This window comes from Devosia sp. (genome assembly GCF_024707125.1).
In the GTDB taxonomy this organism is placed as follows: domain Bacteria; phylum Pseudomonadota; class Alphaproteobacteria; order Rhizobiales; family Devosiaceae; genus Devosia.
Map to the genome: position 1 here is coordinate 17,447 of NZ_JANQAH010000005.1, position 25,066 is coordinate 42,512.

Sequence of the window (25,066 nt, forward strand, 5' to 3'; positions counted from 1 at the left end):
CAGATTGGCTTGGCGCAACAATGACGCAGGAGAAACTAACCGTCTAATCCTGCTGACTTTATTGCAAAGGCGTAGCACTGGGCTGTTTCCTTGAGGCGATCGAAGCGACCCGAGGCCCCGCCGTGGCCGGCCCCCATATTGGTCTTGAGGTACAATGGTGCATCCCCCGTCGCGGTTGCCCGGAGTTTTGCCACCCACTTGGCCGGCTCCCAATAGGTGACGCGCGGATCGGTGAGACCGGCAAGGGCGAAGATCGGCGGATAGTCTTGCGCCGACACCGCTTCATAGGGCGCATAGGCGGCGATGCGGGCATAATCCTCGGCCGAGGTGATGGGATTGCCCCATTCGGGCCATTCGGGCGGGGTGAGCGGCAATGTGTCGTCGAGCATGGTGTTGAGCACGTCGACAAAGGCTACCTGGGCAATGACGCCGGCCCAGAGATCGGGGCGGAGATTGGCGATGGCACCCATCAGCATGCCGCCGGCCGAACCGCCCTGGGCGACGATTTTGCCTTTTTGCGTGTAACCGCCTGATATCAGCGCCTCACCGGCGGCGATGAAGTCAGAAAATGTGTTGGTTTTGAATTCGCGACGGCCGTTCTTGTACCAGGCATAGCCCTTGTCCATGCCGCCGCGGATATGGGCGATGGCATAGACGAAGCCGCGATCGACGAGGGACAGGACCGAAACCGAGAAGCTGGCCGGCATGGACATGCCATAGGCGCCATAACCGTAGAGCAAGGCTGGGTTGGAGCCGTCGAGTTTTGTGCCCTTCTTGTAGAGCAACGTGACGGGGACTTCGGCGCCATCGGCGGCCTTGGCGAAGATGCGGTGGGTTTCGTATTGCGCGGGATCGTGGCCGGAGGGGACTTCCTGCGTCTTGAGCAGGGTGCGGGCACCGGTTGCGAGATCGACGTCGAAAACCTGGTTGGGCGTTGTCGGCGAGGAATAGGAGAGGCGGAAGACGGTGGTGTCGAATTCGTAGCCGACCGACATCCCGAGCGCATAAGCCTCTTCCTCGAAACGGACAGTGTCTTCCTTGCCGGTGCTCAGGTCGCGCACGACGATGCGCGGTAATCCATCCTGGCGTTCGAGACGCAGGAGGTGGTTCTTGATGACAATGGTATCGAGAACCAGCACGCCGGGGCGGTGGGCGATGAGATCGGTCCAGTTTTCGGCACCGGGATTGTCGAGCGGTGCGGTGACGACCTTGTAGTCTTCGGCGCCATCGGCATTGGTGCGGATATAGAGAAGGCCGTCGCGCTCCTCGACGTCATATTCGCGATCGGTGAGGCGGGGGAGACCACGCGGGGTTCGCCGCCCTTTTCGGCGTCGATCAGATAGACTTCCGAGGTCTGGTGATCGTGCGCGTCGATGATGATGAACTTGTCGTTCTGCGTCTTGCCCACGCCGACGAAAAAGCCGGGGTCGCTTTCTTCATAGATGATCGGATCGGACGATTGCTCGGTGCCGATGTCGTGGCGGCGCACGCGATAGGGGCGGTGGTTGTCGTCATACTCGGTGTAGTAGATGGCGCTGGAGTCATTGGACCAGACATAGGAGCCGGCCGTATCCTTGATGACTTCCGGACTATCGACGCCGGTTTCGAGATCGCGCACGACGATGTCGTAATATTCCGAGCCGGCGCGGTCGGCAGCCCAGGCGAGATAGCGGTGGCTCATGTCGTGATCGGCGCCGGCAAAGCCGAAATAGTCCTCGCCCGCTTCCACATTGCAGTCGAGCAGGACGGCTTCGGCGCCACCCTTGCGCGGAGTGCGAACGACCTGCGGGTACTGCTTGCCCTCGAGCATGCGCGAATTATAGGCCCAGGGACCATCGGGCGAGGGGACGCCAGAGTCGTCCTCTTTGATGCGGCCGCGGATTTCCTTGTAGATATTGTCCTGCAGATCGGCGGTCGGCTTGCCGAACTGGTCTTCGTAATAGGTGTTTTCCGCGTCGAGATAGGCCCGGATTTCCTTGTCGAGCGTTTCCGGGCTCTGCATCACCTCCTGCCAGTTTTCCGCGCGCAGCCACGCCCAGGGGTCTTCACGGGTCACGCCGTGATGGGTGTGGCTATGGGGCACGCGCTTGGCTTTGGGAGGAGTTGCTTGGCTCATCGTCTTTCCGCAGTTTCTGAAGGCGCGGAGTTTTACGGCCGCAAAATGGGTCACAAGGACATAGGCCGCGCGGCGCGCGATTGCCAGACCCCCGAAGCCTTTGCAGATATCCGCAACTATCGACAGCCTCGGTCCGATTTGGCTTGTCCTTGGGGGCGTCATGGTTAAGGTTCTGTCACGAAACCGAAGATCGACTGGCACACTGGGGAGGGGCGGAGTGGGGCTGTCCTTGGACGCAAGTATTGCCCTCGTGGCCTTGGCGCCGTTCCTTGCGGCAATTCTGGCGCCGTTTATTCATCGTCTTGCCGGCAGCTATTCCGCCTGGATTTTGGCCATCGTGCCTGCCGGCATTGTCATGCTGCTGATCAGGCTGGCCGAGCCGGTCATTGCGGGCGGGACGATTGCCGCCGCCATCGACTGGGTGCCGTCCTATGGACTGACGCTGGCGTTTTTCCTTGATGGGCTGAGCCTGGTTTTCGCCCTGACCATTGCCGGCATCGGCGCGCTGATCGTGCTCTATTCCGGAGCCTATCTGAAAGGGCATCCGCATCAGGGGCGGTTTCTGGCCTATCTCCTGGCCTTCATGGGTTCGATGCTGGGGCTGGTGCTGGCCGACAATATGCTGGCGCTGTTCATGTTCTGGGAGGCGACGTCGATCACCTCCTTCCTGCTGATCGGCTTTGACCACAATCGGCAGGCGGCGCGCCGTGGGGCCATTCAGGCGCTGGTTATCACCAATATTGGCGGCATGTGCTTGCTGGTTGGCGCCATTGTGGCCCAGCATCTGTCCGGGACGTGGCTGCTCAGCGAATTGCGCGGGCTTGAGGGCGTGCTGAAGGACTCTGCGCTCTACGGGCTGGTGCTGGCGCTGTTCATCGGTGCGGCCTTCACCAAGTCGGCGCAGTTTCCGCTGCATTTCTGGCTGCCTAATGCCATGGAGGCACCAACGCCGGTTTCGGCGTTTTTGCACTCGGCGACCATGGTGCAGGCCGGTGTCTATCTTCTGGGGCGCATGACGCCGGTACTTGGAGGGACATCGGTCTGGACCGGTGTGCTCGTCGCTTTTGGTGGTGTGACGCTGATCTGGGGGGCGCTGGGGGCGCTCAAGGAAACCGATCTCAAGCAGATCCTGGCGCAGACGACGATCGCGTCGCTTGGCTTGCTCGTGCTGCTGATCGGGCTTGGAAGCGAGGCCGCGATTGCGGCCATGCTGGTCTATTTCGTGGCGCATGCCTGCTACAAGGCCGGGCTCTTCATGGTGGCCGGTGCGGTCGACCACGAGGCGGGGACGCGCGATATCACGGCGCTTGGCGGGCTGGCCGACAAGATGCCGGTGACGTTCATCGGGGCGGCGCTGGCAGCGCTCTCCATGGTGGGGCTGCCGCTGACCGTGGGCTATTTCGCCAAGGAAGAAATGTACTTGGCGCTGGTCGGTGGCGACTGGTTGATGCTTGTCGTGCTGGCTTTGCTGGTCATCGGCAATGCCCTCCTGGCGGGTGTGGCGCTGATCGTGATGATACGGCCGTTTCTCGGCGACGCGCTGCCGACGCCGAAGTCAGCGCATGAGGCCCCGGTTGCCATGCTGGCGGGGCCCATCCTCCTGGGCGGCGCGGGAGTGGTGGCTGGTCTTTTGCCCGATTGGCTGGGTCATGACGTGCTGGCGCCGGGCGCGACGGCCATTCTGGGGCATGCGGTCGAGCCGCATCTCAAGCTCGCACTTGATCTGGCGAGCCCCCTGATCTGGCTGTCGGCACTGACCTGGCTGCTCGGCATTGTGGTGTTCCGGCAGGCCCATGCGATCCGCACCGTCTTGCGGCGCCTGAGTGCTGGTCTGGGCTGGAGCGCAGATACGGTTTTCGATGCCGTCATGTTCGGCCTTATCCGCTTTGCCGCGACGGTGACCCGGGCGCTGCATCACGGCAAGCTGGAATTCTACCTCGTAGTCGTCTTCGTTGCGCTGGCTGTGGCGCTATTCTGGCCCATGCTGGCGCTGGGGGGCCTTGACTGGATCGTGCCGACGGCCGAATTGGGCGACTGGTCCAAGCGCCTGGTTCTGCCCGAACTCCGTCCCTATGAATGGGGTGTGGTGCTGCTGGCGGTGCTGGGGCTTTTGGCCGTGCTGATCGCGCAGAGCCGGCTCATCGCCATTCTCTCGCTCGGCATTCAGGGCACGGCCCTGGCGCTGATCTTCCTGCTCTTCGGGGCGCCGGACCTGGCCTTTACCCAGCTCATGGTGGAAGTGCTCTCGGTGGTGATCCTGACTATCGTCATGACCAATCTCAGGCTCGACGCCAGGGATCACCGGCCGTTTGAGGATTGGGCGCGCGACGGTACTCTGGCCGTGGTCTGCGGCGCCGGGGTGAGCCTGCTGCTCATGCTGGTGCTGACGGGTACGCTCGATACGCGGCTCTCGGATTTCTTTACCGCGACCAGCGTGCCGATCGCCCATGGCGCCAATATCGTCAACGTCATTCTCGTCGACTATCGCGGCTTTGATACGCTGGGCGAAATCTCGGTCGTCATGGGGGCGGGCATCGCCATTCTGGCGCTGCTGCGGCGCCGGAAGAAAGCGGAGGGTGCAGGGCCATGAACACCGTCATTTTCCGAACGGCGGCGCCGCTGATCGTTGCGACCATGCTGGTCTTTTCCGTCTATGTTTGTCTCCGCGGCCATAATGAGCCGGGCGGCGGTTTCATTGGCGGACTGATCGCCGCGGCCTCCATTGCCGTTTTCGGCATGGCTTCTGGCGTGCCGGCAGTGCGGCGGGCACTGAAGGTGGATCCACTGGCCATTGCTAGTTTTGGTGTGTTGCTCGCGGGCTTTTCGGGGCTGCTGAGCCTCTTCATCCACGCGCCCTTCATGACCTCGATCTGGCTGTACCTGGAGCTGGGCGACACCACGGTGCCGCTCTCGACGCCGATGTTCTTCGATATCGGGGTCTATTTCGTCGTCTTCGGCACGCTCTCGGCCATTGCCCTGGCGCTTGAGAGCGATCACGAGGAGGACCTGTGATGGATTATGTCCTTGCCGCCCTGGTGGGGGTCTTCGTTTCGCTCGGCATCTATCTGCTGCTATCGCGCTCGGTGATCCGCATGCTGATCGGCATGACCGTGCTGGGCAATGGCGTCAATCTGCTGATCTTCACGGCGGGGCGGGTGACACGCGAAGTCGCGCCCATCGTGCCGGCCGGGCTCGATGCACCAGCGGGCCCAATCGCCAATCCGCTGCCGCAGGCGCTGATCCTGACGGCCATCGTCATCGGCTTTTCCATGTTCAGCTTCCTGCTGGTGCTGGCCTTCCGCGCCTACAAAAGCCTCGATGCCGATAATACCGACACCATGCGCCTGGCCGAGCCGGAAAATGCGCCTCAGCCACCGTTGAGTTACTGACCATGACCGAATTGCCTCAGGCCATGATCGAAACTGTAACGCTCGCTGCTGACTGGGTGCTGGTGCTGCCCATCGTGCTGGCACTCTTGGGCGCGGCGGCGCTACTGGTCGTGCGGCGCAGCAATAATCTGCCGGTGCTGGGCGCTGTGCTCGTCATTGTCGCCATCATTGCCTGCGAGATCAGCCTGTTGCTGCGCGTGGTGAGCGAGGGGCCGCTCAGCATGACCATGGGCAAGTGGCTGCCGCCTTTCGGCATCAGCCTGACGGCGGACCTTTTTGGCGCGGCCTTCGCACTGGCGGCGTCGGTCGTGACGCTGGTGGTCGTGCTCTATGCCGAAATCGACCGGGAGGGGAATGACGGCCGGGATGGCTTTCATTCCATGGTCCTGCTGCTTTTGGCGGGCGTCACCGGATCGTTCCTGACCGGCGATCTCTTCAATCTCTATGTCTGGTTCGAGGTCATGCTGATCGCCTCGTTCGGGCTGATCGTGTCGGGTGGCAGCCCGCTGCAGCTCGATGGCGCGGTGAAATATGGTTTCCTCAATTTCCTCGCAACGACGCTGTTCCTGCTGGCGCTTGGCCTGACCTATGGCCTGCTTGGCACGCTCAACATGGCCGATATCATGCGCGTGGCGCCCGAAGCCAATCGGGCCGCCATGACAGGGATTGCGGCGCTGCTGCTGCTTGCCTTTGGCATGAAGGCGGCGGCTTTTCCGGTCAATGCCTGGCTGCCGGCCTCCTATCACACGCCGACGCCGGCGGTTTCGGCGCTGTTTGCGGGCCTTCTCACCAAGGTTGGCGCCTACGCTCTCCTGCGCTCGCTCGTGGCTATCCTGCCTGACAGCCGCGATGTGCTGGAGCCGGTTCTGGCCGTGCTGGCGATTGCGACGCTTGTGATCGCGCCGCTCGGCGCCATCGCCGAAACGCATCTGCGCCGGGCAGTGGGCTTTTTCGTCATTGGTGGCATCGGGGCGATCCTGGCCGGCCTGTCGCTGCCCAATGTCATCGGCATTGCCGGAGCGGGCATTTACATTTTCCACGCCATCCTCGCCATGACGGCGCTTTACATGGTTGTGGGGCTGGTCGAGGCGCGGACCGGAGCCAGCGATACGCGGCAGATGGGCGGGCTCTACGCCGCCAGTGCGCCGCTTTCGATCCTGTTCTTCGTGCTTATTCTGGCCGTTGCGGGCGTGCCGCCCTTCCTCGGTTTCTGGCCCAAATTGCTGTTGCTCGAGGCGGGCGTGGTCGATGCCGAATTGGGCTGGGTGGGCAGTGCCATGGTCGTCGCATTGGTGATCAATGCCGTCCTGACCCTGATCGCCGGGACGCGGCTCTGGTCGCACATATTCTGGCGCAATGGGCCCGAGGGCCTGCCGGCTTCGGGTGAGCCGATGGCGCTGGTCGCGCCGACGCCCCGCGTGCGGTTGGCCTTCGGCGCGGTCAGCGTGCTGGTGCTGGGCGTGGTGCTGATCGGGCTCTGGCCCAATCCGCTGATCGAGGTGGGGCAACGGGCCGCGGCCGATATTGTCGACCCCAGTCGCTATGTCGAGGCGGTTGGTCTGGCAGGAGTTGAACCATGAGCGGCGCTTTTCTTGTGGTCATTCTGGCCCTTGGCTGGGCCGGCATAACCGGCAATTTTTCCGGCCTGAACCTGCTCTTCGGCGGTCTCATCGGGGGCGGCGCTCTGCTGATCCTGCGCTATTCGATCCGCCAGCAAGGTGCGTTGGGCAGGGCGGGCAGGGTCCTGTCGCTGGTCGGGCTCTTTCTCTACGAACTGATGGTCAGCGCCATCAATGTGGCGCTGATCGTGCTGCACCCCAATCTCAAATCGGCTCTGAAGCCGGCCATTGTGGCTGTGCCACTGACGGTCAAGTCTGACGCCGAAATCACGCTCCTTGCCAATATGATCACGCTGACGCCAGGCACGCTGACCGTGGACGTGGCCGAGGATCGTTCGGTGCTCTATGTCCACGTCCTCGCCATGGAGAGCGACACGGCCCTGATCGCCGGCATCGCCAATGGCTTTGAAGCCAGGATCAAGGAGGTGTTCCAGTGAGCGCAGCTGCCTTTGTCGATCTGTCGAGCCTGATCGCCCTGATTCTCTTAGGGGTGGCCCTGCTTGTTTCCATCATCCGCATCGTCATCGGCCCGACTTTGCCTGACCGCGTGCTGGCGCTGGACCTGATGACCGTGGTCGCCATGGGTTTTATCGGCGCCATCGCCGTGCGCACCGGCCTGATGCTCTATCTCGACATTGCCATTGCCCTGGCGCTGCTGGGCTTTCTCGCGACCGTGGCCCTGGCTCGCTATATTTTGCGGCGGGGCCTCAAGACCGATGCCGCCGCAATGGAGGCGCAATCATGATCGGCGATATCGCACTCTGCCTTGGAGGCGTGCTGCTGATTCTGGGGGCGATTTTCACGCTTCTCGCCGCCGTCGGTGTCGTCCGCTTGCCTGATCTCTACACGCGGATGCATGCCGCCTCCAAGGCAGGCGCTGTTGGCGGTGGATTGGTTCTGCTCGCCGTCGCCATGGTCAGCATGGATGCTGCAGTGGTTTTGCGCGCAGTTATCGGTGTGATTTTCGTGCTTTTGACTACGCCCGTGTCTGCGCATCTCCTTGCCCGCGCTAGTTATATTGCGGGTTATCATGCTGGGGAAAGTACGCTGCGTGACGATCTGAAGACACGATTGGAACAAAGTTCTGGATCATGAATAATCGGTAATGCATCCAATTAATTGGATTAGCGGCAGTTGCCTGCGGCAGTAAACAGACTTAGGAATGCAGCAAGGCCGTGACTGCCCCTGTTGCTGCCCAATAAAAAAATTACGGAAGGTTAGATCATGAACGACAATACCGCTCCGGCGGATGTGGGTGAGTTTGATCTCGTCGAACTCAGTGCCGATATCGTCTCAGCATATGTAAGCCACAACGCCGTGAGCCCCTCGGACCTGACGCGGCTGATCGCCGATGTACATGGTGCCCTGCGCGCGCTGCGAAGCAATGAAGTACCCGCAGTGGTCGAGGATCTGAAGCCGGCCGTGCCGGTCCGCAAGTCCGTTGCTGCCGACTACATCATCTGCCTGGAAGACGGGAAGAAGTTCAAGTCGCTCAAGCGCCACCTGCGCACGCACTACAACCTCTCGCCCGAGGAATATCGTGAGAAGTGGGGTCTGCCTGCAGACTATCCCATGGTTGCCCCGAACTACTCGGCGACGCGCTCCAAGCTCGCCAAGGACAACGGTCTCGGCCGCAAGGCTGGCTGATCTCGCATAGCGGCGGCCGATTCGGAGGGACCGGATCGAACGCTCTAACTTCCTCATACTGCCTCGCAATTGAGCAACGCACTTTGGTGCCGGGCCTTGCGATGCACCAAAAAGCTGGTCCCCCTGCTTTGCGGCCGCCTTCGGGCGGCCGCAGTGTTTTCAGGCTCTCCTCTGAGGCCTCCGCCAAAATATTCGCAAACTTATCCCCGGGGTGGACAACCTCTGTCAGGTTGTAGGAATATTATCCTATATCTGGTGGAGGACGGCCGTGCGAATCGAAACCCTTCATGGCAATGGGCGCCCCGAGCGTCCGTTGTGTATGCGCGAGGATGCGGGGCTTGCCCAAGTTCTTGCCCTGATCTCGCGAGAGAAAAACACCCCTATCCGTTTGCTGGTGCACGTTTCTCGCTGCCAGGCGGATACGGCACGGGCGCGGCAGCTGGCCATGTATCTCGCCCATGTCTCCAAGGGCATCAGCCTGACAGCCATTGGCGCTGCCTTCGGGCGAGATAGGACAACAGTCTCCTATGCCTGTAGCCTGATTGAAGACCTGCGCGATGACGCCAAGTTCGATGCCGAACTGGACCGGCTCGAAGCACTGCTTATGGCGGGAGGCGGGCATGAGTGAGGGCTTGCCGGAGGCCGTTGGCCGCCTGGCGGCAGGGCGGCGGGATAGTGCCCCTTTTCTGCTCCCACATCATGTCGAGGCGGCGCGCCGCCTTGCCCATACCTTCGAGCGCTCCCGCCTGCGCCAACGTGTGACCATGTCTTATGATCCGACGCGCACCGGCGGACGGAGCAGCGGCAGTCCGGTGCAGGGTGAGCTTTCGGCCAGCGCGGCCGATGCGCGAAAGCAATTGGCGGATATTGCGGCGATGATGCCGGCCGATTGCTGGGCCGTGCTCTTCGACATCTGCGGGCTCGATCGGGGCTTGCAGGACGTCGAACTCGATCGCGACTGGCCCCGACGCGGCGGCAAGCTGGTGCTGCGCATCGCCCTGTCTCATCTCGCCGCCCACTATGGGCTCGAAGCGGAAGCGCGGGGGCGCGATGCGCAAAGGCAGCGGCACTGGCTGCCCGAGCGGGCGCCGATGTTTCCGCCGGCAGAAGCTTCTTAACGATGTAAGGTTCTGTAATGTTTCCGAGGCGGCACGCGTGATATTGGAGGCGTGCCGCAATCATCATCGTGCCATGTCCGGGAAAATCGTCTCCGTTCAATATCTGCGCGCCATCGCCGCCCTGCTGGTGCTGGCGTCGCACGCCTTGCTCTACCCGCTCGTGGGAGAGAACATCGCCTACGGACGGTTGGGCTGGCTCGGCGTCATTCTGTTTTTCGTGATTTCCGGCTTCATCATGGTCAGCGTGACCGATGCCGGTCGCTTCGACGGGCGGCAATTCATGCGCCGGCGCATCCTGCGCGTGGTGCCGCTCTATTGGGGTTTTACGTTGCTGGCGGCAGCGCTGGCGCTGCTGGCACCGCAATTGTTCAAGACCACGAGTTTTGACGGCAACCAGCTGGCGCTCTCGCTGGCTTTCATCCCGTTCTACAATGGCGCGAGCCATGGGCTGCATCCGCTCTACAAGCTTGGCTGGACGCTCAACTACGAGATGTTCTTCTATGCCTGCTTTGCCCTGCTGGCCATGTTTACGGCACGGAGCAGGGTGGTGGGGCTGACCTTGGCCTACGCTGTTCTGGCGATGCTGGGCTTTCTGCTCGCCCCGCAATCGGCCATTCCGCAATTCTATACGAGTTTTTTGCCGCTGGCCTTCGTCGTCGGCTGCTGGATTGGCCTGGGTCAGATGGAAGGCTGGATCAAAAGGCTGCCGACGCCAGCGGTGATTGCCTTGGCCGTCATTGGCCTAGCTGGCCTTGCTGAAGGCTTTCTGTGGAATCACGGCTTTGTCGAGGATGTCACGGCCTTTGCCGGTTTCCTGACATTCTCCGGTGTTGCTGTCGTCCTGGCGCTGCGCAGCGAGGGGCGCTTGCCGCACTTTGCCTGGCTCGAACGGATGGGCAATGCATCCTATTCGATCTACCTGGTGCACATCTTTGCCGTGGCACTGATGGCCGGCGTGGGACTGAAGCTGATCGGGCCCAACCTGCCCGGCACTGTCCCGGTCGTGACCGTTCTGGCGATCGCAACCGGGGTCTGGATGGGCCTGCTGCTCTATCGCTTTGTCGAGCAGCCGCTCCTCAGAAAGCTGCAGCGCATAAAAGCCGACTAGTGAACCTTCGCCCGCGCTTCGTTGCGGATGCGGTTGACCATGGCGACGAGGCCATTGGAGCGCTGGGCCGTCAGATGCTCGCGCAGGCCCAGTTCATCAAAGATCGCAACGGCATCGGTCTCGGCGATTTCGCGGGCAGGGCGGTCTGAGTAAAGCGCCAGAAGAATGGCAACGAGCCCCTGCACGATCATGGCATCGCTCTCGCCCCGGATGTGCAGCGACACGGCACCGTCCGTTTCCACGGGTTCGGAGACAAGCCAGACCTGCGACACGCAGCCATTCACCTTGTTGGTGTCGACACGCTCGTCCGCTTCAAGGCGCGGCAGGGCCTGGCCGAGTTCGATGAGATAGCGATACCGGTCTTCCCAATCGTCGAGGAAGGAAAGATTGTCGGCAATGTCCTGAAACGGCTGGGGCTGGGTCATGCCCTCTATCTAGGTAAAGAAAGAAAAAGCCGCAAGCACGGGGCAAGGTGCTTGCGGCAGGAGCCAGTGGACGCTGGAGCTGCGTCGCTTGGGCAAGAGACGCGTGCCACTGGATATTCTCATCGGGCGCCGGGGCAGGCGCCCGTCAGCCCGCCCAATCCGGTCGAGGTCGGGGGTAAGGAACCGGATTGTCCTGCGGCGCGACATGCATGGGTGTGCCGGAGGGCGGGATAGGCGGGAGGGCAGCGGCGACAATTGCCTTGCCCCCAATACATTGCAGGCTATCGCACTCGATCGCCTGGATCTGGTCGGCAACGAACTGACTGCCGCGGGCCATCGCTTCGTTGGCGACCGACCCGGCAGATGCGCGCACATCGACTTCGGGCCGGATGACCACGAAGGCGACGGTGAGCCAGAATGCCGAACGCAGGAGAAACATCATAACCGGAGCTTCCGAACGGGCCTCTCCCGCTCTTCGCATTAAACACTATGTGCCGCTTCTTAAGGCGAGCTGGGTCCAGTTCTTAAAATTTGAAACAAATGGTTGTCGCAGTTTCGGAATTGGGCAACGCCTTGTTTACGCTAACCGCCGAAAGCCCCCCTTGAGGGCCAGCACTTAAACCTGTCTTAGGGCCTGCCACGCGAGTGTGCCCATACAAGATCTGATGCACAATCAGACGGGCGGGTTCGTAAGCGAGCCTGGCCCAACGGCTTTGGGGGCCGGCAAGAGTGGCGTCTCGAGTATGAGTAAAGTGATGCGTAGCCTTGGTATTTTCGGCATCGGCGGAAGGGATGATGGCACGCCTGCGGCGTCCGCCCAGCGTCCCGATGTGCTGCGCCGCAAAACCATCGCCAACAATGCCCGCCTGATGATTGCCGTCTCCGTCGTCTTCATGCCCTTCGCCATGTGGGCGCTGGCAAGCCAGGCCGCGCTCGGCTTTGCCATTGCCTGCGTCGGCCTCGGCGGCGGCATGCTGAGCCTGTCGCTCTATCACCGTGCGCGCCATGATGACGCCGCGCTCGCCCAGATCGTCGCGGTCATGGGCTCTGGTCTGGTTCTCACCCTGCTCGATCCGCGGCTGGCCGATATGGGCCTTATCGTTACCGTGCTGGGCCCGGTTCTGGCGGCGCTGCTGATGGGGCCGACTGTTCGGCTCTGGAGCTGGCTGGCTGTCGTTACGGCACTGGTCCTGGGCTCGCTGGGGTCGCTGGTCGGCCTGCCGTCCGATGCCGCGCTGGCCAACGAAGCCATGGTGGCCGGCACGGTGGCCTTCTGCCTTGCCGCGCTGCTCGTTGCGCACACGACCCACCACATCAATGCCGGCTATGTCGTGCACGACAAGGCCCAGCTCAACGCCTATCGGCATCTGGTCGAACACGTGCAGGACACGGTGCTGTGCTTTTCCACCGATGGGCAATTGCTGTCCGCTTCGCGCTCGGCCGAAACGCTATTCGGCTGCCCGCGCTATCAGTTGACCACCGGTTCGCTTGGCGAGCGGCTCCATGTCATGGATCGCCCCGCTTACCTGACCGCCTTTGCCGACGCCAATCAGGGGGGCGGAGCCGTTCGATCGAGGTGCGCATGCGCCGCGACGATCCGCATGCTGTTGGCGGCGTGCCGCAATTCATCTGGGTGGAAGCCCATTTCTCGCCCATTCGGGACCAGATGGTCGGTTCTCGCTATGAAGTGACGGCGCTGCTGCGCGATGTCACTGAGCGCAAGGATTCTGAAGCGGCAATGACCGAAGCCCGGCGTGCAGCCGAAGAGACTTCGCAGGCCAAGTCGCGCTTCCTCGCCACTATCGGGCACGAGCTGCGCACGCCGCTCAATGCCGTGGTCGGTTTCTCGGAAATGATGACCTCGGGCATTGGCGGCGAGCTGTCGCCGACCCATCGCGAATATGCGGGCCTCATCCACCAGAGCGGCAAGCATCTGCTCGACGTCGTGGGCATGCTGCTCGACATGTCACGAATCGAGGCCGGAAAGTTTGAAATCAGCACGGCGCGCTTCCAGCCCGACGAAATCGTGCCGGCCTGTTTTGCCATGGTTGATACCATGGCCAAGGCCCGCTCGATCACGCTCGAAGCCCAGATCGAATCGGGTCTGCCGACGATTCTGGCCGATGAGCGCGCCTGCCGTCAGATTCTCATCAACCTGCTCTCCAATGCCATTAAGTTCAGCCATGTGGGTGATACAGTGACCCTCGTGGTCAAGCGCCAGGGCCAGTCGCTGAGCTTTGCAGTGCGCGATCAGGGCATTGGCATGGCGCCGATGGCACTCGAACGCATCGGCGAGCCGTTCTTCCAGGCGCAGGATGGGCTCAACCGGCAATATGAAGGCACGGGCCTCGGCCTTTCGATCGTCAAGGGTCTGGCCGAGCTGCACGGTGGTGCGCTCCGCGCCATGTCTGAAATCGGAGCGGGGACAACCATGACCGTTCTTCTGCCGATAAACGGTCCAGCAACGAAGTTGGAAGAGACTGTCGCAGTTCTACCCTTGCACCGGGAGCCTGCGGCGGCGCCTATCGATTCATGGCAAAACGAAAAAAGAAAAGCGCAATGACAGCATCGACCCTGTCCCAGCTGCCGCTTATGGCCGGTAGCGTCCTCATGAACCAGCTCGGTCGTGGGGCGCATTGGGCATTTAATCGCTATATGCAGGCCCCACTGGCCTCGACGGGCATTTTTGCCCTGGTGACCATGAGCGCCCTCGCGGGCAGCAATGCGCTTTATTTCCAGACCGGCGTGCATCCCGCCCCGTTCTTTGCCGCCGACCGCAGCGTACCCTATGCCGTGACCCCAGAAGCTGCGCCCATTCCGGCGCCCGCCGCGATGCGGGAACAGGCCGTCGAAGATGCGCAGCAGGCTGTTGTTGCCGCGCCGGTGGTTTCGCCTCAGACCACAGGCAGCGTTGCTGCCGTGCCGCAGACCATTCCGGACCAGCCTGTCGGCAATTCGGAAGTCTTTGCCGTACAGAAAAAGCTTGCTGAACTGCAGCTCTTCGACGGCAAGGTCGACGGCTACTACGGCCCGATGACCGCCCGCGCCATTCGTGCTTTTGAAGAACGCAACGGCTTTGCCCCGCTTGGTGCGCTGTCGGCCGATGTGGTCAACGCCATCCTTGGCTCCAATGCGTCAGGCATCGTGGCAACGCCCGCTACCGCGCCACAGCCTGTCGTCCAGGTGGCTCCGCAGCCCCAGGCTGCCGTTGCGCCTGCGCCGGCTCCTGTTGTGAGCCAACCGGTTGTCGTGGCCGCTGCGCCAGCTCCGGCACCGATCCAGCAAGCAGCGTCCGTTGAGCAGGACCGCGTTGTTGCGCGTCTTCCCGCGCTTTCGCCGGTCGAGCAGGCCGTCGATACGGTGGGTGTCGCTGCAGCCAGCACCATTGATTCGATTGTCGCGGCCGTCGATGGCACGCGTGGCACCGGCACACCGGTTGCCAATCCGCCCATGCCGACCGCCAGCCTGCCGAGCCAGGCCATGCCCGCTCCGGTTCAGGCCGCTGCGCCGCAGCCGCAGGTGGCGGTGCAGCCGGTTGTTCAGACGGTTGCCGCCACGACGCCGCCCTCCCAGCCACGGGCAGCGCGCCCGGCGACAGATGGCGAACTCGTTGCCGATATTCAGCGCGGCCTCGCCAGCCTCGGCTTCTTCCGCGGCCAGATCGATGGCAATCCGGGGCCGGAAACGGCCCGCGCTATCCGCGAATTTGAAAACTTCCATCGTTACAAGATTACCGGCCAGGTGCAGCCCGACCTCATTGAGCTGCTGCGCAAGGCTGGCGCGACGATCTAGTGGCCGGCTCCATTCGCAGCGATCTGTGGTGCATGGCCTTTGTGCGGCGCCACAATGATCTCGGCCACATGTGTGTGGTCGCTCGGAAGGGCGACCCGATTGCCGGACAGGTGTTCATCGAAGTCGACCATCTTGATGGTACGCGCTCGCTCTATACGCCGGCGCCGGTGGTCAGCCGGGGCGAAGGGGCGGGGCTGGTGTTCCAGTCGCGATTTTCGCATGTCGAGCCCGAGACGGTGCGCCAACGCATTGCGCGGGAAGCCGATTTCGATCCCGATCTCTGGGTGTTGAGCATCGACCTGCGGGAAGACGATCTGGGGATCGATGTGATCAAGGATCCGGGCAAGCAGTAGGCTTGCTGTCCCCACATCCACGGTGTCATTCCCGCGAAAGCGGGAATCCCTGTTTGCGCCCAAAACGGAGATCCCCGCTTTCGCGGGGATGACACGGTTCTTGTTGCTGAAGCGTGGGTGCTTAGCCGGCGCGGCGGGCGCCGATGCGGGAGAGGGCGACCATGGCCTGCTCCACCACAGCATTGCCCGAGCTTGCGGCCGGCTGCTGCTGCGGCGTGCGGCGGCTTGGCATGTTGACCGGACGGTATTGGGGCTTGGAAAGATCCAGCAGGTTCACTTCGCCACGCCATGCGCTCATCAGGTAAGCCATGGATTCGGCCGAGACGGTGGCAAAGAGCGAAGCGAAATCGGCGAGGGCGCGGGAGCGCTCACTGTCGTGGCTGGTGGCGTGGATCAGAACTTTCAGCCCGTCATAGGCCGAGACGCCGAAGCCGCGGAGGACCACGAAGGTCGACGCGCCGGTGACATCGTGGGCGATCTGGCCGCAGCGGACTTCGTCGAGCCCGGTGATCTGGGCGAGTAGCTTGGTGATTTCCGGACGACGGTTTTCCGAAAAGAGCTTCATCAGCGCTTTGGTCAGTTCCGGGGTGGCGACCGAAAGCTGCTCGATGGTGCGCGAGATCGGCGCGGCCGGGGTTTCGCGATTGGCAAAGGCCTGGATGACCTTGATTCGCTGCGCATCGGAGAGATCGAAGAAAGCCGGGGCGAGGAGCGCTGCGTCGAAATCGCGACGTTCGCCAAGGGCTTCGGCGACGAGGTGGTCCATCTGCGCCGAGCGGGCGAGGGCGCTGAGATAGGCGCCGCGCGGGGTGATGTCCATGTTCGTCGCAAGCGCGCGATAGACCTTGCGCGAGTTCATCTGGAAGAGTTTGGCGAGAACCACATTGGTCAGGTTCTTGCGGCCGGCAATGGTTGCAGCGGCGGCGACGTCGTAGCGACCGAGCACGTCGAGCAGTGTGCGATCGGAAAGCTCTTCGGCGCTGGCGAGGAAGGAAACGAGATCTTCGCCAATGTTTTCAACGACGAGCTGCTCAAGCGTCTGCGAGAGCAATTCGCTGCGGCCGAGAATTGCGGCGGCCTTGGCGCGGGCCTGGGGGCTGGCCGATTGGAAGAGGCGGGTCGCCAAAGTTTCGAACTGTTCCATTTCGGGAAGGGTCGGGCGGCCGCGGCGGGCATAGGCATCGCATGCTGCGATGAGCAGGGTGTTGGTGCGGTCCACACCGCCGGTTTCAATGAGAAGCTGGAAGGTTTCGTAAGGCTGAAAACCGAGCATGTTGGGCAGGACCATCGACTAATTGCGCGCCCCCGGCGCGTTCTGTCGATCAATTTGCCTGCAATTCGTTAGCAGACTGTTAACCTTGACGATCTCTTAATGGGGACAGCGCGGGATGCGTCGCCGCGCCGGGAGAATCACACTGAACTGGCTGCCTCCATTAGGGACGGGGGAGCTGCGCAAATGGAGGTCAGCTTGGGAAAGCTGCTGGTATTCGAAAAGCGGGATCGCCCCGTAAAGTCCGGACAACCACTGTCCGGCGACGCACAGATTTTTATGTTCACCGGGGTACGTTATGAACGCGGTCCGACGCCGCCACCCACTGACCGTCTCGACCCCTCACGGCGTCGTCGTAAACGCGGCTGAATTCATGCCGCGTTTTTTTGGTTTTCTCGGGACGGCACTTTTGGCCGGGCTGCTGGTCGCTTGCGCGTCGCGGCCCGTTGGTGATTTCGGCCGGGCCAAGCCGAGTGTGCTGCACGACAATGTGCTGCCCGCTGTCGGCACCTTCATGGCCAAGCAGCGCGAACCTGTGTCGAACTTCAACCAGACTGACCAGGAACGCGAAATGCACGATCGCACCTGGCGCTTCCTCGTGGCCGCGCATTCGCGGGACTGGATGTTCGACACGGAAGTCGAAATGCAGCGCACGCGGATCACGCGGGCCAAGGACTGGAAGTTTACCACCGACCGCTATTACAACTGGCTCAAGCGCGAGCATTACCAGTCTTCGCGGGTCCGCTATGCGACGCTGGGCCGGCATATCCTGGCCGATCTTGACACCCTGCCTTCGACCTTTGAGGCGGTCTGCGCGGTGATCGAGGTTGATCGCAATCGCGAGATTGCGTTGGCCTCGCTGACCAATGTGGCGCCGACGGCGGCCAGTGATGTCGCGGCGCGGCGCTATGAGAATACCCACTACATCGAGTGGTTCGTGCGGGCGGTGAATTACCGCTACGAGAGCTATTCCTATGCGCTCGACAATCTGCTCGTTGAAACCCCGCACGAGCAGTCGATTGCGGTCGACAACTCGCTAAGCCAATTGCGCGCCTGGGCCGACCGGGCGAGCCGGCATGATTTCTGCTCGGGCAGTGGTTCGCGGCCGGGGCATGGCGGTGTCACCATACCGTCACGCTTCCAGACGATGGTCCCGGACACGGAAGTGATAGAGATCAAGTAGTTGCCGGAGCAAAGCGTGAGTGTGAAGACCGGGTCGGCCGGAGAGGTTTTTGGAGCCTTTCTCAAACTTGGTCTCACAAGCTTCGGCGGGCCTGTCGCACATCTGGGATATTTTCGCGACGAGTTCGTCACAAGACGAGGCTGGTTCGACGACAAGGCCTATGGCGATCTCGTTGCGCTCTGCCAGTTTTTGCCGGGACCAGCCTCGAGCCAGGTTGGCTTTGCCATCGGGCTGATGCGGGCGGGGCCGTTTGGTGCGGCGGCGGCATGGATCGGGTTCACCCTGCCATCGGCGATTTTGATGGTCGCGGTTGCACTGGGCGCGGCGGCGCTCGATGGCGATCTGGCGCAAGGGATTCTGCATGGCTTGAAGCTGGTGGCCGTGGCTGTCGTGGCGCAGGCCGTGCTGGGCATGGCGAAAAGCCTGACGCCGGACAGGGCGCGGGCGGGCATTGCCGTGCTGGCCGTGCTTGCCATGGTGGCTTTTGGCGGGGTGCTGGGGCAGGTCGCCGCGATTGTGGTGGGCGTGGCGCTAGGGCTGGCGCTGTGCCAGGAAAAGGGCAATGGCGCTGTGGCAGAAGCCCAAGCGCCGGTGTCGCGTGGTTTCGGTATTTTCGCGCTGCTGCTGTTTGTCGGCCTGCTGGTGGTGCTGCCCCTTCTTGCAGGCGTGAACCCGGCTCTGGCGCTGTTCGATGCCTTCTATCGGGCTGGAGCGCTGGTGTTTGGCGGCGGCCATGTGGTGTTGCCACTGCTTGAGGCGGGGACGGTTGGACAAGGTTGGCTGAGCGAGAGCACGTTCCTGGCCGGCTATGGCGCGGCACAGGCGATGCCCGGTCCGCTTTTCACCTTTGCCGCCTATTTGGGGGCAGCGAGTTCCATGCCGCCCAATGGGATTCTGGGCGCGACGATTGCGCTGGTGGCGATCTTCTTGCCGGGGATTCTTATTCTTGTGGCGGCGCTGCCGTTCTGGCACGGGCTGCGAGGAAATCTCTTCGCACAGGCGGCGATGCGTGGCGCCAATGCGGCCGTGGTCGGGGTTTTGGCGCTGGCGCTCTATGATCCGGTGTTTACGAGTGCGGTTCTGTCGCCGCTGGACTTTGCGCTGGCTCTGGCGGGGTTTGTGGCGCTGGTGAGCTGGAAATTGCCGCCGCTGTGGGTGGTTGCGGCACTGGCGGGGATTGGTGGGGTGATTGGGGTGTGGGGCTGAGTGCCAGTGATGCCCAGCACAATCACCTGTCGTCATCCTCGGGCTCGACCCGAGGACACTTCACTTGGCGTTGGTGCAGCAAAGTACAGAGCCCTCGGGTCAAGCCCGAGGGTGACGGATTTGTGGTCAGGCTCGACCCCAGGGACGCACGTATCGGGCTGGAGCCCTCACCGATTTCAACCGCTCTGCCGCCTTTGGGGCAAACTCTGCCAGCATCTCGACCTCGCGCCACTGCGCCGCGTGAACTTCGTCGAGCTGCGCCACGAGTGGCAGGCTCGGATCGGCGACAAACAGATATTGCAGGTCGTGATGGACGTGCGGCGGCTCGTTGCGGGAGCGCTTGCCGGGAACGTCGTGGCTGTCGATGACGAAGGGCAGGTCCTGGCCCTGATGCCGGGGATGGAGCTTTAGGCCCACGACGCCGGTTTCTTCTTCCGCTTCACGCTGGGCGGAGAGGTGGAAGAAGGCGCTGGGCTCGTAGTGACCGCCGGGTTGCAGCCAGCGGCCAATGGTGACGTGATCGATGACGAGAATTTTGGCGTGATCGGGCGAGAGCACGATGGCGCTGGTGGTCAGGTGCCCCGGCATGGTTTCGCGCAGATCGAGGCGGTGGCCTTCACTCATCTGCCAGAGCAGCAGTGAGAGATGTTCGGCCGGCGCGGCGACTTCGGCGCGGTAGCGGGAAACTGCCGTGGCGAGGGCGGTGGGAAAGTCTTCGGGCGTCATGATCAGCTGCGGGTCTGCAGGGCGATCCGGTTGCCCTCGCTGTCGCCGATTTCGGCGACATGGCTCCCATCGGAGAGCGCAGTCTTGGGAAAGAGCACTTCGCTGCCGAGGTTTTCGGCGCGGCTGAGTACTGCGTCGATGTCGTCGACGGCAAAGTAGAGTATCGCGCCATTGCGGGTGGGGACATAGACCTCGCCCTCGCAAAGGGCCCAGCTTGCGCCCTCGGGCGGGGTTTCGGCATAGGCCATCCGGCTTTCGTGCAGGTCGATTGGATCGGCAAAGCCGACGTCGAGAACCTCCCGATAGAAGGCTATGGCGCGGTCGAGGTCGGTGGCGGCAATTTCGACGTGCAGGATCATGTCAGCCTCGTGGTCCGAAAAGGATGAGCGCCGCACCGGCAAGGGCGAGGAGACCCCCGGCCAGATCCCACTGATCGGGCTGACGGCCCTCGACGGCGAAAAGCCAGATGAGCGACGCGACGATATAGACGCCGCCATAGGCGGCATAGGCGCGACCGGCGTGGTCGGCTGGAGCAAGCGCCAGCAGCCAGGCAAAGGCGATGAGAGCCAGGAGGCCCGGCGCCAGCCAGAGCGGCGACTTGTCGAGGCGCCACCAGGCCCAGAAGGCAAAGCAACCGGCGATCTCCGCCAGGGCGGCCAGCGCATAGATGGCGATGGCGGAGAATGGCATGGCCATCAGCGGCGCGGTCCGCATTGGATGGCGGCAAGGCGCTCGGCGAAGCGCGCACGCATGACTTCGTGGGGCGGGGAGAGACGGACGAGGACGAAGAGGTTGTCGGTGGGAGCTTCGACGACCAGCAGGCCTTCGTCGATGTCGAGCTGCTGCTGGGCGAGGAGGCGGGTCTGGGCGGCGTTGAAAATGCCGAGATCGACCGTCTGGCCGATGCCATCGCGATTGGTGGTCGAATAGATCACGGCGCCTGCTTCGTTGAAGAGAGCCAGGGACCAGAAGGCGTCGGGCAGCATGCCGCGGAGATAGGCGGGGCCTTCATCGAGATCGACCTGGCAGAGGCCGTAGACGAGTTCGGGATCGAGCCCCAGGGGATTTGGCTGGCCCGCTTCGACAGGGGGCAGGATCAGCATGCGGTTTTTCGCCTCGAAGGCGGAGACGCGGGACCAGGTGGTCTCGTCGGCCAGCATGGGCAGTGTGAGGATGACGAGAATGTGGATGATGCCGCCGAGGAGGACGCCGCCGAGCAGCCAGAGAATGACGCGGGTCATGCGCAGGCCCCCCGCGTGATCTTGGGCATGGTGTCATTGTCCGAGCCGAAGCCGGAAAAGGCGGTGGTGTCGTAGAGCGTCAATTCGAGCGAGAAGGGGCCGCTGCCGGTGAGTTCGAGCCAATTGCCCGGCGAGAGGGTTTGGCCGACATGGATGACCATGCTGCCTGTGCTGATGCGGGCGATTTCGCTGGAGCGCAGGGCCAGATCGGTTCCGGGGGCGGCGAGATTGATGCCCTCGTTGTTCACCGCCACGAGCGTCCAGAAGCTCGAGACGGGCACATGGCCTTCGAGCGTATAGGCGCAGGAAAGATCGAGCGCCTCGCCTTCGCTATCGGTGGTGGCAACGAATTTCAGACCCTCGGCGCGGCCGAGCTGCAGCGCGGCTTCGCGAGTGAGATGGCCGCGCGAATAGGGATTGGGGGCGGATGAACCAAGGTCGGGCCAGGAAACCCAAGGACCGATTTGCGCGGCGCCAAACAGGCGCCCATCGGTCAGCGCATAGTAGCTGAGGCCGAAACCCGTCGCGAGGGCAATGGCGATGGAAACGAGGAGCAGAAGGACAAACCGCATATTGGTTCAGCAACCTCTATGGTTAGGCATGGGGTGCTGGACCGGCAGCGCTGCGAACGGTTTAGGCTATAGCAATCCATGGCGCAGGGCGGAAGCCCGTTCCCATAGCGCTCAACCGATGTTGCGGACAAAAGCAACGGAAGGCAGGATTGCCCTTGTGATTTGGGGGGGACAATGACCATTCCGGGGGAGGAGCTTCGGCAGCAGGTTGAGGCCATGGTCGGCTTTGCGCCCGACGAGTGGCGAGAGGTTCATGGCGGCTATACGCCGGCGAAGCGCTATCTGGTTCGAACCGGCAGCAGGTCGGCCTTCGTCAAGCTGGCGACGACCCCGCTGACGGCGCGCATGCTGACGCGCGAAATTGCCAACTATCGGAATCTCTCGGGGCCATTCATGCCCAAGGTCCTTGGTTGGCTTGAGGACGCAGTCGTGCCGATGCTGGCCATTGAAGACCTGAGCACAGCCTATTGGCCGCCGCCCTGGACGGCGGAGACCGCCGCGCTGGTGATCGACCAGATCCACAGGATGCATGGGACGAGCGGCAGTATCGAGCGGTGGGGCTTTCTCGATGGGGGGCGGGAGCCGGGCTGGGCGAGCGTGGCGCGCGATACCGCTCCATTCCTGTCGCTGGGACTGGTGACGCAGGAATGGCTGAGAGTTGGCTTGCCGGTGCTGGTCGATGCGGAGACGCGGTGTGAACTGGGCGGCGAGGCGGTGACGCATCTGGACCTGCGCAGCGACAATATCTGCATCCACGAGGGCACGGTGAAATTCATCGACTGGGCCGAGGGCGGGATCGGCAGCGCCGAGGTCGATCTTGGCTTTATGCTGCCGAGCCTGGCCTATGAGGGTGGGCCACTGCCCGATGCGGTCATGCCGGGGGCGCCGGAGGTTGCTGCGCTGGTTTCGGGGTATTTTGCCTCGCGGGCCGGCCTGCCCATCATTCCCGACGCGCCGCTGGTGCGGCGGGTGCAGCGCGAACAGCTGTCCACGGCGCTGCCTTGGGTGCAGAGGGCGCTGGGCCTGCCGGGCTTTTAGAGGCCGGTCGTGACCTTGGGGGCGCTCGCCTGATCCGAGACCGGCTGCAGGACGTCGATTGCGGCATCGAGGCGGTCCGCCAGATCGAGAAGCTTGCGGGCGGCGGCCGGCGTCAGGTTGGGCGGACGCTGGACCACTTCCTCTACCGGCTCTTCGGTTCCAGCATCGGCGACCACGGTCTGGGTGGGCACGAAGTCGATGCCGAAGACCGGTTTGATCTCGATATTGGTATGGGCATAGGCCATGAACTTTTGCCACGCGACGGTGGGCAGGGTGCCGCCGGTGAGGTTGTTGGTTGGGCGGTAGTCGTCATTGCCGAACCAGACGGCGGCGACATAATTGCCGGTAAAGCCGGCAAACCAGGCGTCGCGATAGGAGGTCGTGGTGCCGGTCTTGCCGAGCGTCGGCACGCCTTCGATCTTTGCGCGGGTGCCGGTGCCGGCCTGGGTCACCGCATACATCATCTGGTTCATATAGGCGACGGTCTGCTCGGAGAGCACGCGCTCGCGCGGGGCATCGGGATCGGCTTCCCAGACGAGGTCGCCGCCCAGCGTCGTCATGCGGGTAATGCCGAAGGCGGGGGTCTTGTAGCCGTCATTGGCAAAGACGGCATAGGACGAGGTCATGTCGATGACCGAGACCGAAGCAACGCCGAGGGCGAGGGAACGGGTGACCGGATATTCGGCGCGGAGGCCCATGCGATGGCTGAGCTGGGCGATCGGCTCGCGGCCAGTCTTGATCGAGAGGGTTACGGGGACCGTGTTGAGCGACTGGGCAAAGGCGCTTTGGAGGCTCACCGTGCCCTTGTAGCTGCGGCCATAGTTCTGCGGGCACCAGTCGCCGATGCAGACGGGACGATCGGTGATGGGGTCGGAGGGAGTGAGGCCGAGCTGCTCGAAGGCTTCGGAATAGACAAAAACCTTGTAGGCGGAGCCGGGCTGGCGGGTGGAGACGATGGCGCGGTTGAACTGACTCTTGCCATAGTCCATGCCGCCGACCATGGCGCGGATGGCACCTTGCGTGTCGGTAACGACCATGGCGGCCTGGGTGACCTTGTACTGCTCGCCCTGTTCGCGGACGACCGAGGTGACGGCTTCCTCGGCGTATTTCTGCAGCGTCGTATCGATGGTGGTGCGGACGAGGAAATTGTTCCCCGGCGCATTGGTTTCCTCGATCTTGAGTTTTGCCTCTTCGAAGGCCCAATCGAGGAAGTAGTTCGGCGAATTGATATCGGCAGTGCGGTCGATGGGCGCTGCGGGGTGGCGGCGGGCGGCGGTCACCTGGCCTTCGGTGAGAAAGCCCGAGGCGACGAGATTGGTGAGGACGAGATTGGCGCGGCCGCGGGCGGCGGCGAGGTCGACGTGTGGCGCGTAGCGGGTGGGGGCCTTGAACATGCCGGCGAGCATGGCGGCTTCCGCGAGGTTAATGTCCTGCACGCGCTTGCCGAAATAGAATTCGGCCGCGGCGGTGACGCCAAAATTGCCGCCGCCCATATAGGCGCGGTCGAAGTAAAGCTTGAGGATCTCGTCCTTGGAATAATGCCATTCGAGCCAGACGGCGAGGAAGGCTTCGATGATCTTGCGCTCAAGCGTGCGCTCGGAGGAGAGGAAGAGGTTTTTCGCCAGCTGCTGGGTAAGCGAGGAGCCGCCCTGGGTGGAATTGTCGCCCTGGGCGTTGGAGGCGAGGGCGCGCAGCGTGCCGACGATGTCGATGCCAAAGTGTTCGTAAAAACGCCGGTCTTCGGTGGCGAGGGTCGCCTTGATCAGGAAGTCGGGCATCTGGTCGAGCGCGACGCTGTCGTCGGAGCGAATGCCGCGGCGGCCGATTTCATTGCCGAAGCGATCGAGGAAGACGACGGAATAGTCCTCGGCCTTGTTGAAGGCGCCGCGATCGATGATGTTGAAGGCGGGAAGGGCAAAGGCGGTGACGATCACCGCACCGATGGCGCCGAAGGTGAAGGCGTCGGAGAGGATTTCGACGAAGAAGCGTTTTATGCCGGTGACGTGGAACCGGCTCATGAAATCCTGGTAGCGCGTGTACCAGCGGCCGAGCGTCTGCCAGAATTCGTAGAGCGAGGAGTCGAGCCAAGCGTCAGCCGCCAGCATGCCGCCGGCGCGCTTTTGCCGCTTTTGCTTGCTATAGAACGGATCCTGCACGCGAAACCCCTGGGCCCTAGGCGCCTGAATGTGTCTTGCGCCCCCGGGCAATGCAATTGCATCGCTGGAATATGATTGCGCCGGGGCCAAGACAAGCGCAAACCGGC

General features: G+C 62.9%; 28 protein-coding genes and 1 pseudogene. 18 read left to right on the plus strand and 11 right to left on the minus strand.

Annotation, left to right across the window (positions count from 1 at the left end; genetic code table 11):
- Positions 1-35: 35 nt before the first annotated feature.
- Positions 36-713, minus strand: coding sequence for a prolyl oligopeptidase family serine peptidase (locus NVV77_RS21865; RefSeq protein ID WP_367178589.1), 678 nt, complete (start codon positions 711-713; stop codon positions 36-38).
- 222 nt (positions 714-935) lie between these two features.
- Positions 936-2,278: pseudogene (locus tag NVV77_RS21870) on the minus strand (hypothetical protein); the annotation flags it as partial.
- A 67-nt stretch (positions 2,279-2,345) separates the two neighbouring features.
- Here NVV77_RS21870 and mbhE point away from each other — a divergent pair.
- The 11 genes from mbhE to NVV77_RS03675 all read left to right on the plus strand — a co-directional run bounded on the left by mbhE (position 2,346) and on the right by NVV77_RS03675 (position 10,997).
- Positions 2,346-4,706 (plus strand): hydrogen gas-evolving membrane-bound hydrogenase subunit E, encoded by a 2,361-nt coding sequence (mbhE, locus tag NVV77_RS03625; RefSeq protein ID WP_295410835.1) that lies wholly within the window; start codon positions 2,346-2,348, stop codon positions 4,704-4,706.
- The gene (locus NVV77_RS03630) at positions 4,703-5,128 is read left to right on the plus strand and encodes an MnhB domain-containing protein (protein ID WP_295410837.1); all 426 of its coding nucleotides are present in this window, start codon (positions 4,703-4,705) and stop codon (positions 5,126-5,128) included. The genes mbhE and NVV77_RS03630 overlap by 4 nt, the downstream gene beginning before the upstream one ends.
- Positions 5,128-5,505 (plus strand): Na+/H+ antiporter subunit C, encoded by a 378-nt coding sequence (locus NVV77_RS03635; protein ID WP_295410839.1) that lies wholly within the window; start codon positions 5,128-5,130, stop codon positions 5,503-5,505. The genes NVV77_RS03630 and NVV77_RS03635 overlap by 1 nt, the downstream gene beginning before the upstream one ends.
- Positions 5,506-5,507: 2 nt before the next feature.
- On the plus strand, positions 5,508-7,085 hold the full coding sequence (locus tag NVV77_RS03640) for a proton-conducting transporter membrane subunit (RefSeq protein WP_295410841.1): 1,578 nt from the start codon (positions 5,508-5,510) through the stop codon (positions 7,083-7,085).
- Positions 7,082-7,561 carry a Na+/H+ antiporter subunit E gene (locus NVV77_RS03645; RefSeq protein ID WP_295410843.1) on the plus strand — a complete coding sequence of 160 codons (480 nt, stop codon included), beginning with the start codon at positions 7,082-7,084 and terminating at the stop codon, positions 7,559-7,561. The genes NVV77_RS03640 and NVV77_RS03645 overlap by 4 nt, the downstream gene beginning before the upstream one ends.
- On the plus strand, positions 7,558-7,869 hold the full coding sequence (locus NVV77_RS03650) for a cation:proton antiporter (RefSeq protein ID WP_295410845.1): 312 nt from the start codon (positions 7,558-7,560) through the stop codon (positions 7,867-7,869). Before NVV77_RS03645 ends, NVV77_RS03650 begins: the two co-directional genes overlap by 4 nt.
- Positions 7,866-8,219 (plus strand): monovalent cation/H(+) antiporter subunit G, encoded by a 354-nt coding sequence (mnhG, locus tag NVV77_RS03655; protein ID WP_295410847.1) that lies wholly within the window; start codon positions 7,866-7,868, stop codon positions 8,217-8,219. The genes NVV77_RS03650 and mnhG overlap by 4 nt, the downstream gene beginning before the upstream one ends.
- 129 nt (positions 8,220-8,348) lie before the next feature.
- The gene (locus NVV77_RS03660) at positions 8,349-8,771 is read left to right on the plus strand and encodes a MucR family transcriptional regulator (protein WP_035086627.1); all 423 of its coding nucleotides are present in this window, start codon (positions 8,349-8,351) and stop codon (positions 8,769-8,771) included.
- A gap of 268 nt (positions 8,772-9,039) precedes the next feature.
- Complete coding sequence (locus tag NVV77_RS03665) at positions 9,040-9,399, plus strand: helix-turn-helix domain-containing protein (protein ID WP_295410850.1); 360 nt, start codon at positions 9,040-9,042, stop codon at positions 9,397-9,399.
- Complete coding sequence (locus NVV77_RS03670) at positions 9,392-9,889, plus strand: DUF6456 domain-containing protein (RefSeq protein WP_295410852.1); 498 nt, start codon at positions 9,392-9,394, stop codon at positions 9,887-9,889. Before NVV77_RS03665 ends, NVV77_RS03670 begins: the two co-directional genes overlap by 8 nt.
- Before the next feature lie 73 nt (positions 9,890-9,962).
- A complete protein-coding gene (locus NVV77_RS03675) occupies positions 9,963-10,997 on the plus strand; it encodes an acyltransferase (RefSeq protein WP_295410854.1) in 1,035 nt (344 codons plus the stop codon).
- On the opposite strand, the gene NVV77_RS03680 is transcribed toward NVV77_RS03675, so the two are convergent.
- Entirely contained in the window at positions 10,994-11,422 is a 429-nt protein-coding gene (locus tag NVV77_RS03680; RefSeq protein WP_295410856.1) for a SufE family protein, read from the minus strand. The two genes, NVV77_RS03675 and NVV77_RS03680, sit on opposite strands and share 4 nt — an antisense overlap.
- Before the next feature lie 145 nt (positions 11,423-11,567).
- Entirely contained in the window at positions 11,568-11,864 is a 297-nt protein-coding gene (locus tag NVV77_RS03685) for a hypothetical protein (protein ID WP_295410857.1), read from the minus strand.
- A gap of 313 nt (positions 11,865-12,177) precedes the next feature.
- On the opposite strand from NVV77_RS03685, the gene NVV77_RS03690 reads away from it, so the two are divergent.
- From NVV77_RS03690 to NVV77_RS03705, 4 genes are read left to right on the plus strand one after another with little or no spacing between them, the layout of a single operon-like run.
- Entirely contained in the window at positions 12,178-13,113 is a 936-nt protein-coding gene (locus tag NVV77_RS03690) for a PAS domain-containing protein (protein WP_295410860.1), read from the plus strand.
- Positions 13,005-13,985 (plus strand): HAMP domain-containing sensor histidine kinase, encoded by a 981-nt coding sequence (locus tag NVV77_RS03695; RefSeq protein WP_295410862.1) that lies wholly within the window; start codon positions 13,005-13,007, stop codon positions 13,983-13,985. The genes NVV77_RS03690 and NVV77_RS03695 overlap by 109 nt, the downstream gene beginning before the upstream one ends.
- Positions 13,982-15,214, plus strand: coding sequence for a peptidoglycan-binding protein (locus tag NVV77_RS03700; protein ID WP_295410864.1), 1,233 nt, complete (start codon positions 13,982-13,984; stop codon positions 15,212-15,214). Before NVV77_RS03695 ends, NVV77_RS03700 begins: the two co-directional genes overlap by 4 nt.
- Positions 15,214-15,567, plus strand: a complete 354-nt coding sequence (locus NVV77_RS03705; RefSeq protein WP_295410866.1) for a DUF1491 family protein — start codon at positions 15,214-15,216, stop codon at positions 15,565-15,567. Before NVV77_RS03700 ends, NVV77_RS03705 begins: the two co-directional genes overlap by 1 nt.
- 121 nt (positions 15,568-15,688) lie before the next feature.
- On the opposite strand, the gene NVV77_RS03710 is transcribed toward NVV77_RS03705, so the two are convergent.
- Positions 15,689-16,855: a DUF2336 domain-containing protein gene (locus tag NVV77_RS03710; protein ID WP_295410868.1), complete on the minus strand. Its 1,167-nt coding sequence runs from the start codon at positions 16,853-16,855 to the stop codon at positions 15,689-15,691.
- Positions 16,856-17,135: 280 nt separating this feature from the next.
- Here NVV77_RS03710 and NVV77_RS03715 point away from each other — a divergent pair, with 280 nt between their 5' ends.
- Positions 17,136-18,020: a hypothetical protein gene (locus tag NVV77_RS03715; RefSeq protein ID WP_295410870.1), complete on the plus strand. Its 885-nt coding sequence runs from the start codon at positions 17,136-17,138 to the stop codon at positions 18,018-18,020.
- Between the two features lie 15 nt (positions 18,021-18,035).
- Entirely contained in the window at positions 18,036-19,226 is a 1,191-nt protein-coding gene (chrA, locus tag NVV77_RS03720) for a chromate efflux transporter (RefSeq protein WP_295410872.1), read from the plus strand.
- Between the two features lie 126 nt (positions 19,227-19,352).
- On the opposite strand, the gene NVV77_RS03725 is transcribed toward chrA, so the two are convergent.
- The 5 genes from NVV77_RS03725 to NVV77_RS03745 are packed head-to-tail and all read right to left on the minus strand — an operon-like array spanning position 19,353 to position 21,765.
- Positions 19,353-19,952, minus strand: a complete 600-nt coding sequence (locus NVV77_RS03725) for an NUDIX domain-containing protein (RefSeq protein ID WP_295410874.1) — start codon at positions 19,950-19,952, stop codon at positions 19,353-19,355.
- Between the two features lie 2 nt (positions 19,953-19,954).
- Positions 19,955-20,311 (minus strand): VOC family protein, encoded by a 357-nt coding sequence (locus NVV77_RS03730; protein WP_295410876.1) that lies wholly within the window; start codon positions 20,309-20,311, stop codon positions 19,955-19,957.
- 1 nt (position 20,312) lies between these two features.
- Positions 20,313-20,642: a YnfA family protein gene (locus tag NVV77_RS03735; RefSeq protein WP_295411369.1), complete on the minus strand. Its 330-nt coding sequence runs from the start codon at positions 20,640-20,642 to the stop codon at positions 20,313-20,315.
- Positions 20,643-20,647: 5 nt separating this feature from the next.
- Positions 20,648-21,193, minus strand: a complete 546-nt coding sequence (locus tag NVV77_RS03740; protein WP_295410878.1) for a hypothetical protein — start codon at positions 21,191-21,193, stop codon at positions 20,648-20,650.
- Positions 21,190-21,765 (minus strand): DUF1214 domain-containing protein, encoded by a 576-nt coding sequence (locus NVV77_RS03745; protein ID WP_295410880.1) that lies wholly within the window; start codon positions 21,763-21,765, stop codon positions 21,190-21,192. Before NVV77_RS03745 ends, NVV77_RS03740 begins: the two co-directional genes overlap by 4 nt.
- Before the next feature lie 174 nt (positions 21,766-21,939).
- Between NVV77_RS03745 and NVV77_RS03750 the strand changes: the two genes are divergently transcribed.
- The gene (locus NVV77_RS03750; RefSeq protein ID WP_295410882.1) at positions 21,940-22,803 is read left to right on the plus strand and encodes an aminoglycoside phosphotransferase family protein; all 864 of its coding nucleotides are present in this window, start codon (positions 21,940-21,942) and stop codon (positions 22,801-22,803) included.
- Here the strand turns inward: NVV77_RS03750 and NVV77_RS03755 are convergent.
- Positions 22,800-24,959, minus strand: a complete 2,160-nt coding sequence (locus NVV77_RS03755; RefSeq protein WP_295410883.1) for a transglycosylase domain-containing protein — start codon at positions 24,957-24,959, stop codon at positions 22,800-22,802. The two genes, NVV77_RS03750 and NVV77_RS03755, sit on opposite strands and share 4 nt — an antisense overlap.
- Positions 24,960-25,066 lie beyond the last annotated feature (107 nt).

Coding starts and splice junctions, on each gene's coding strand:
- NVV77_RS21865 (WP_367178589.1), bottom strand. CDS start 713: ATGTCCATGCCGGCCAGCTTCTCGGTTTCGGTCCTGTCCCTCGTCGAT.
- NVV77_RS03630 (WP_295410837.1), top strand. CDS start 4,703: ATGAACACCGTCATTTTCCGAACGGCGGCGCCGCTGATCGTTGCGACC.
- NVV77_RS03635 (WP_295410839.1), top strand. CDS start 5,128: ATGGATTATGTCCTTGCCGCCCTGGTGGGGGTCTTCGTTTCGCTCGGC.
- NVV77_RS03640 (WP_295410841.1), top strand. CDS start 5,508: ATGACCGAATTGCCTCAGGCCATGATCGAAACTGTAACGCTCGCTGCT.
- NVV77_RS03645 (WP_295410843.1), top strand. CDS start 7,082: ATGAGCGGCGCTTTTCTTGTGGTCATTCTGGCCCTTGGCTGGGCCGGC.
- mnhG (WP_295410847.1), top strand. CDS start 7,866: ATGATCGGCGATATCGCACTCTGCCTTGGAGGCGTGCTGCTGATTCTG.
- NVV77_RS03660 (WP_035086627.1), top strand. CDS start 8,349: ATGAACGACAATACCGCTCCGGCGGATGTGGGTGAGTTTGATCTCGTC.
- NVV77_RS03670 (WP_295410852.1), top strand. CDS start 9,392: ATGAGTGAGGGCTTGCCGGAGGCCGTTGGCCGCCTGGCGGCAGGGCGG.
- NVV77_RS03675 (WP_295410854.1), top strand. CDS start 9,963: ATGTCCGGGAAAATCGTCTCCGTTCAATATCTGCGCGCCATCGCCGCC.
- NVV77_RS03680 (WP_295410856.1), bottom strand. CDS start 11,422: ATGACCCAGCCCCAGCCGTTTCAGGACATTGCCGACAATCTTTCCTTC.
- NVV77_RS03685 (WP_295410857.1), bottom strand. CDS start 11,864: ATGATGTTTCTCCTGCGTTCGGCATTCTGGCTCACCGTCGCCTTCGTG.
- NVV77_RS03690 (WP_295410860.1), top strand. CDS start 12,178: ATGCGTAGCCTTGGTATTTTCGGCATCGGCGGAAGGGATGATGGCACG.
- NVV77_RS03695 (WP_295410862.1), top strand. CDS start 13,005: ATGCGCCGCGACGATCCGCATGCTGTTGGCGGCGTGCCGCAATTCATC.
- NVV77_RS03700 (WP_295410864.1), top strand. CDS start 13,982: ATGACAGCATCGACCCTGTCCCAGCTGCCGCTTATGGCCGGTAGCGTC.
- NVV77_RS03710 (WP_295410868.1), bottom strand. CDS start 16,855: ATGGTCCTGCCCAACATGCTCGGTTTTCAGCCTTACGAAACCTTCCAG.
- NVV77_RS03715 (WP_295410870.1), top strand. CDS start 17,136: ATGAACGCGGTCCGACGCCGCCACCCACTGACCGTCTCGACCCCTCAC.
- NVV77_RS03725 (WP_295410874.1), bottom strand. CDS start 19,952: ATGACGCCCGAAGACTTTCCCACCGCCCTCGCCACGGCAGTTTCCCGC.
- NVV77_RS03730 (WP_295410876.1), bottom strand. CDS start 20,311: ATGATCCTGCACGTCGAAATTGCCGCCACCGACCTCGACCGCGCCATA.
- NVV77_RS03735 (WP_295411369.1), bottom strand. CDS start 20,642: ATGCCATTCTCCGCCATCGCCATCTATGCGCTGGCCGCCCTGGCGGAG.
- NVV77_RS03740 (WP_295410878.1), bottom strand. CDS start 21,193: ATGACCCGCGTCATTCTCTGGCTGCTCGGCGGCGTCCTCCTCGGCGGC.
- NVV77_RS03745 (WP_295410880.1), bottom strand. CDS start 21,765: ATGCGGTTTGTCCTTCTGCTCCTCGTTTCCATCGCCATTGCCCTCGCG.
- NVV77_RS03750 (WP_295410882.1), top strand. CDS start 21,940: ATGACCATTCCGGGGGAGGAGCTTCGGCAGCAGGTTGAGGCCATGGTC.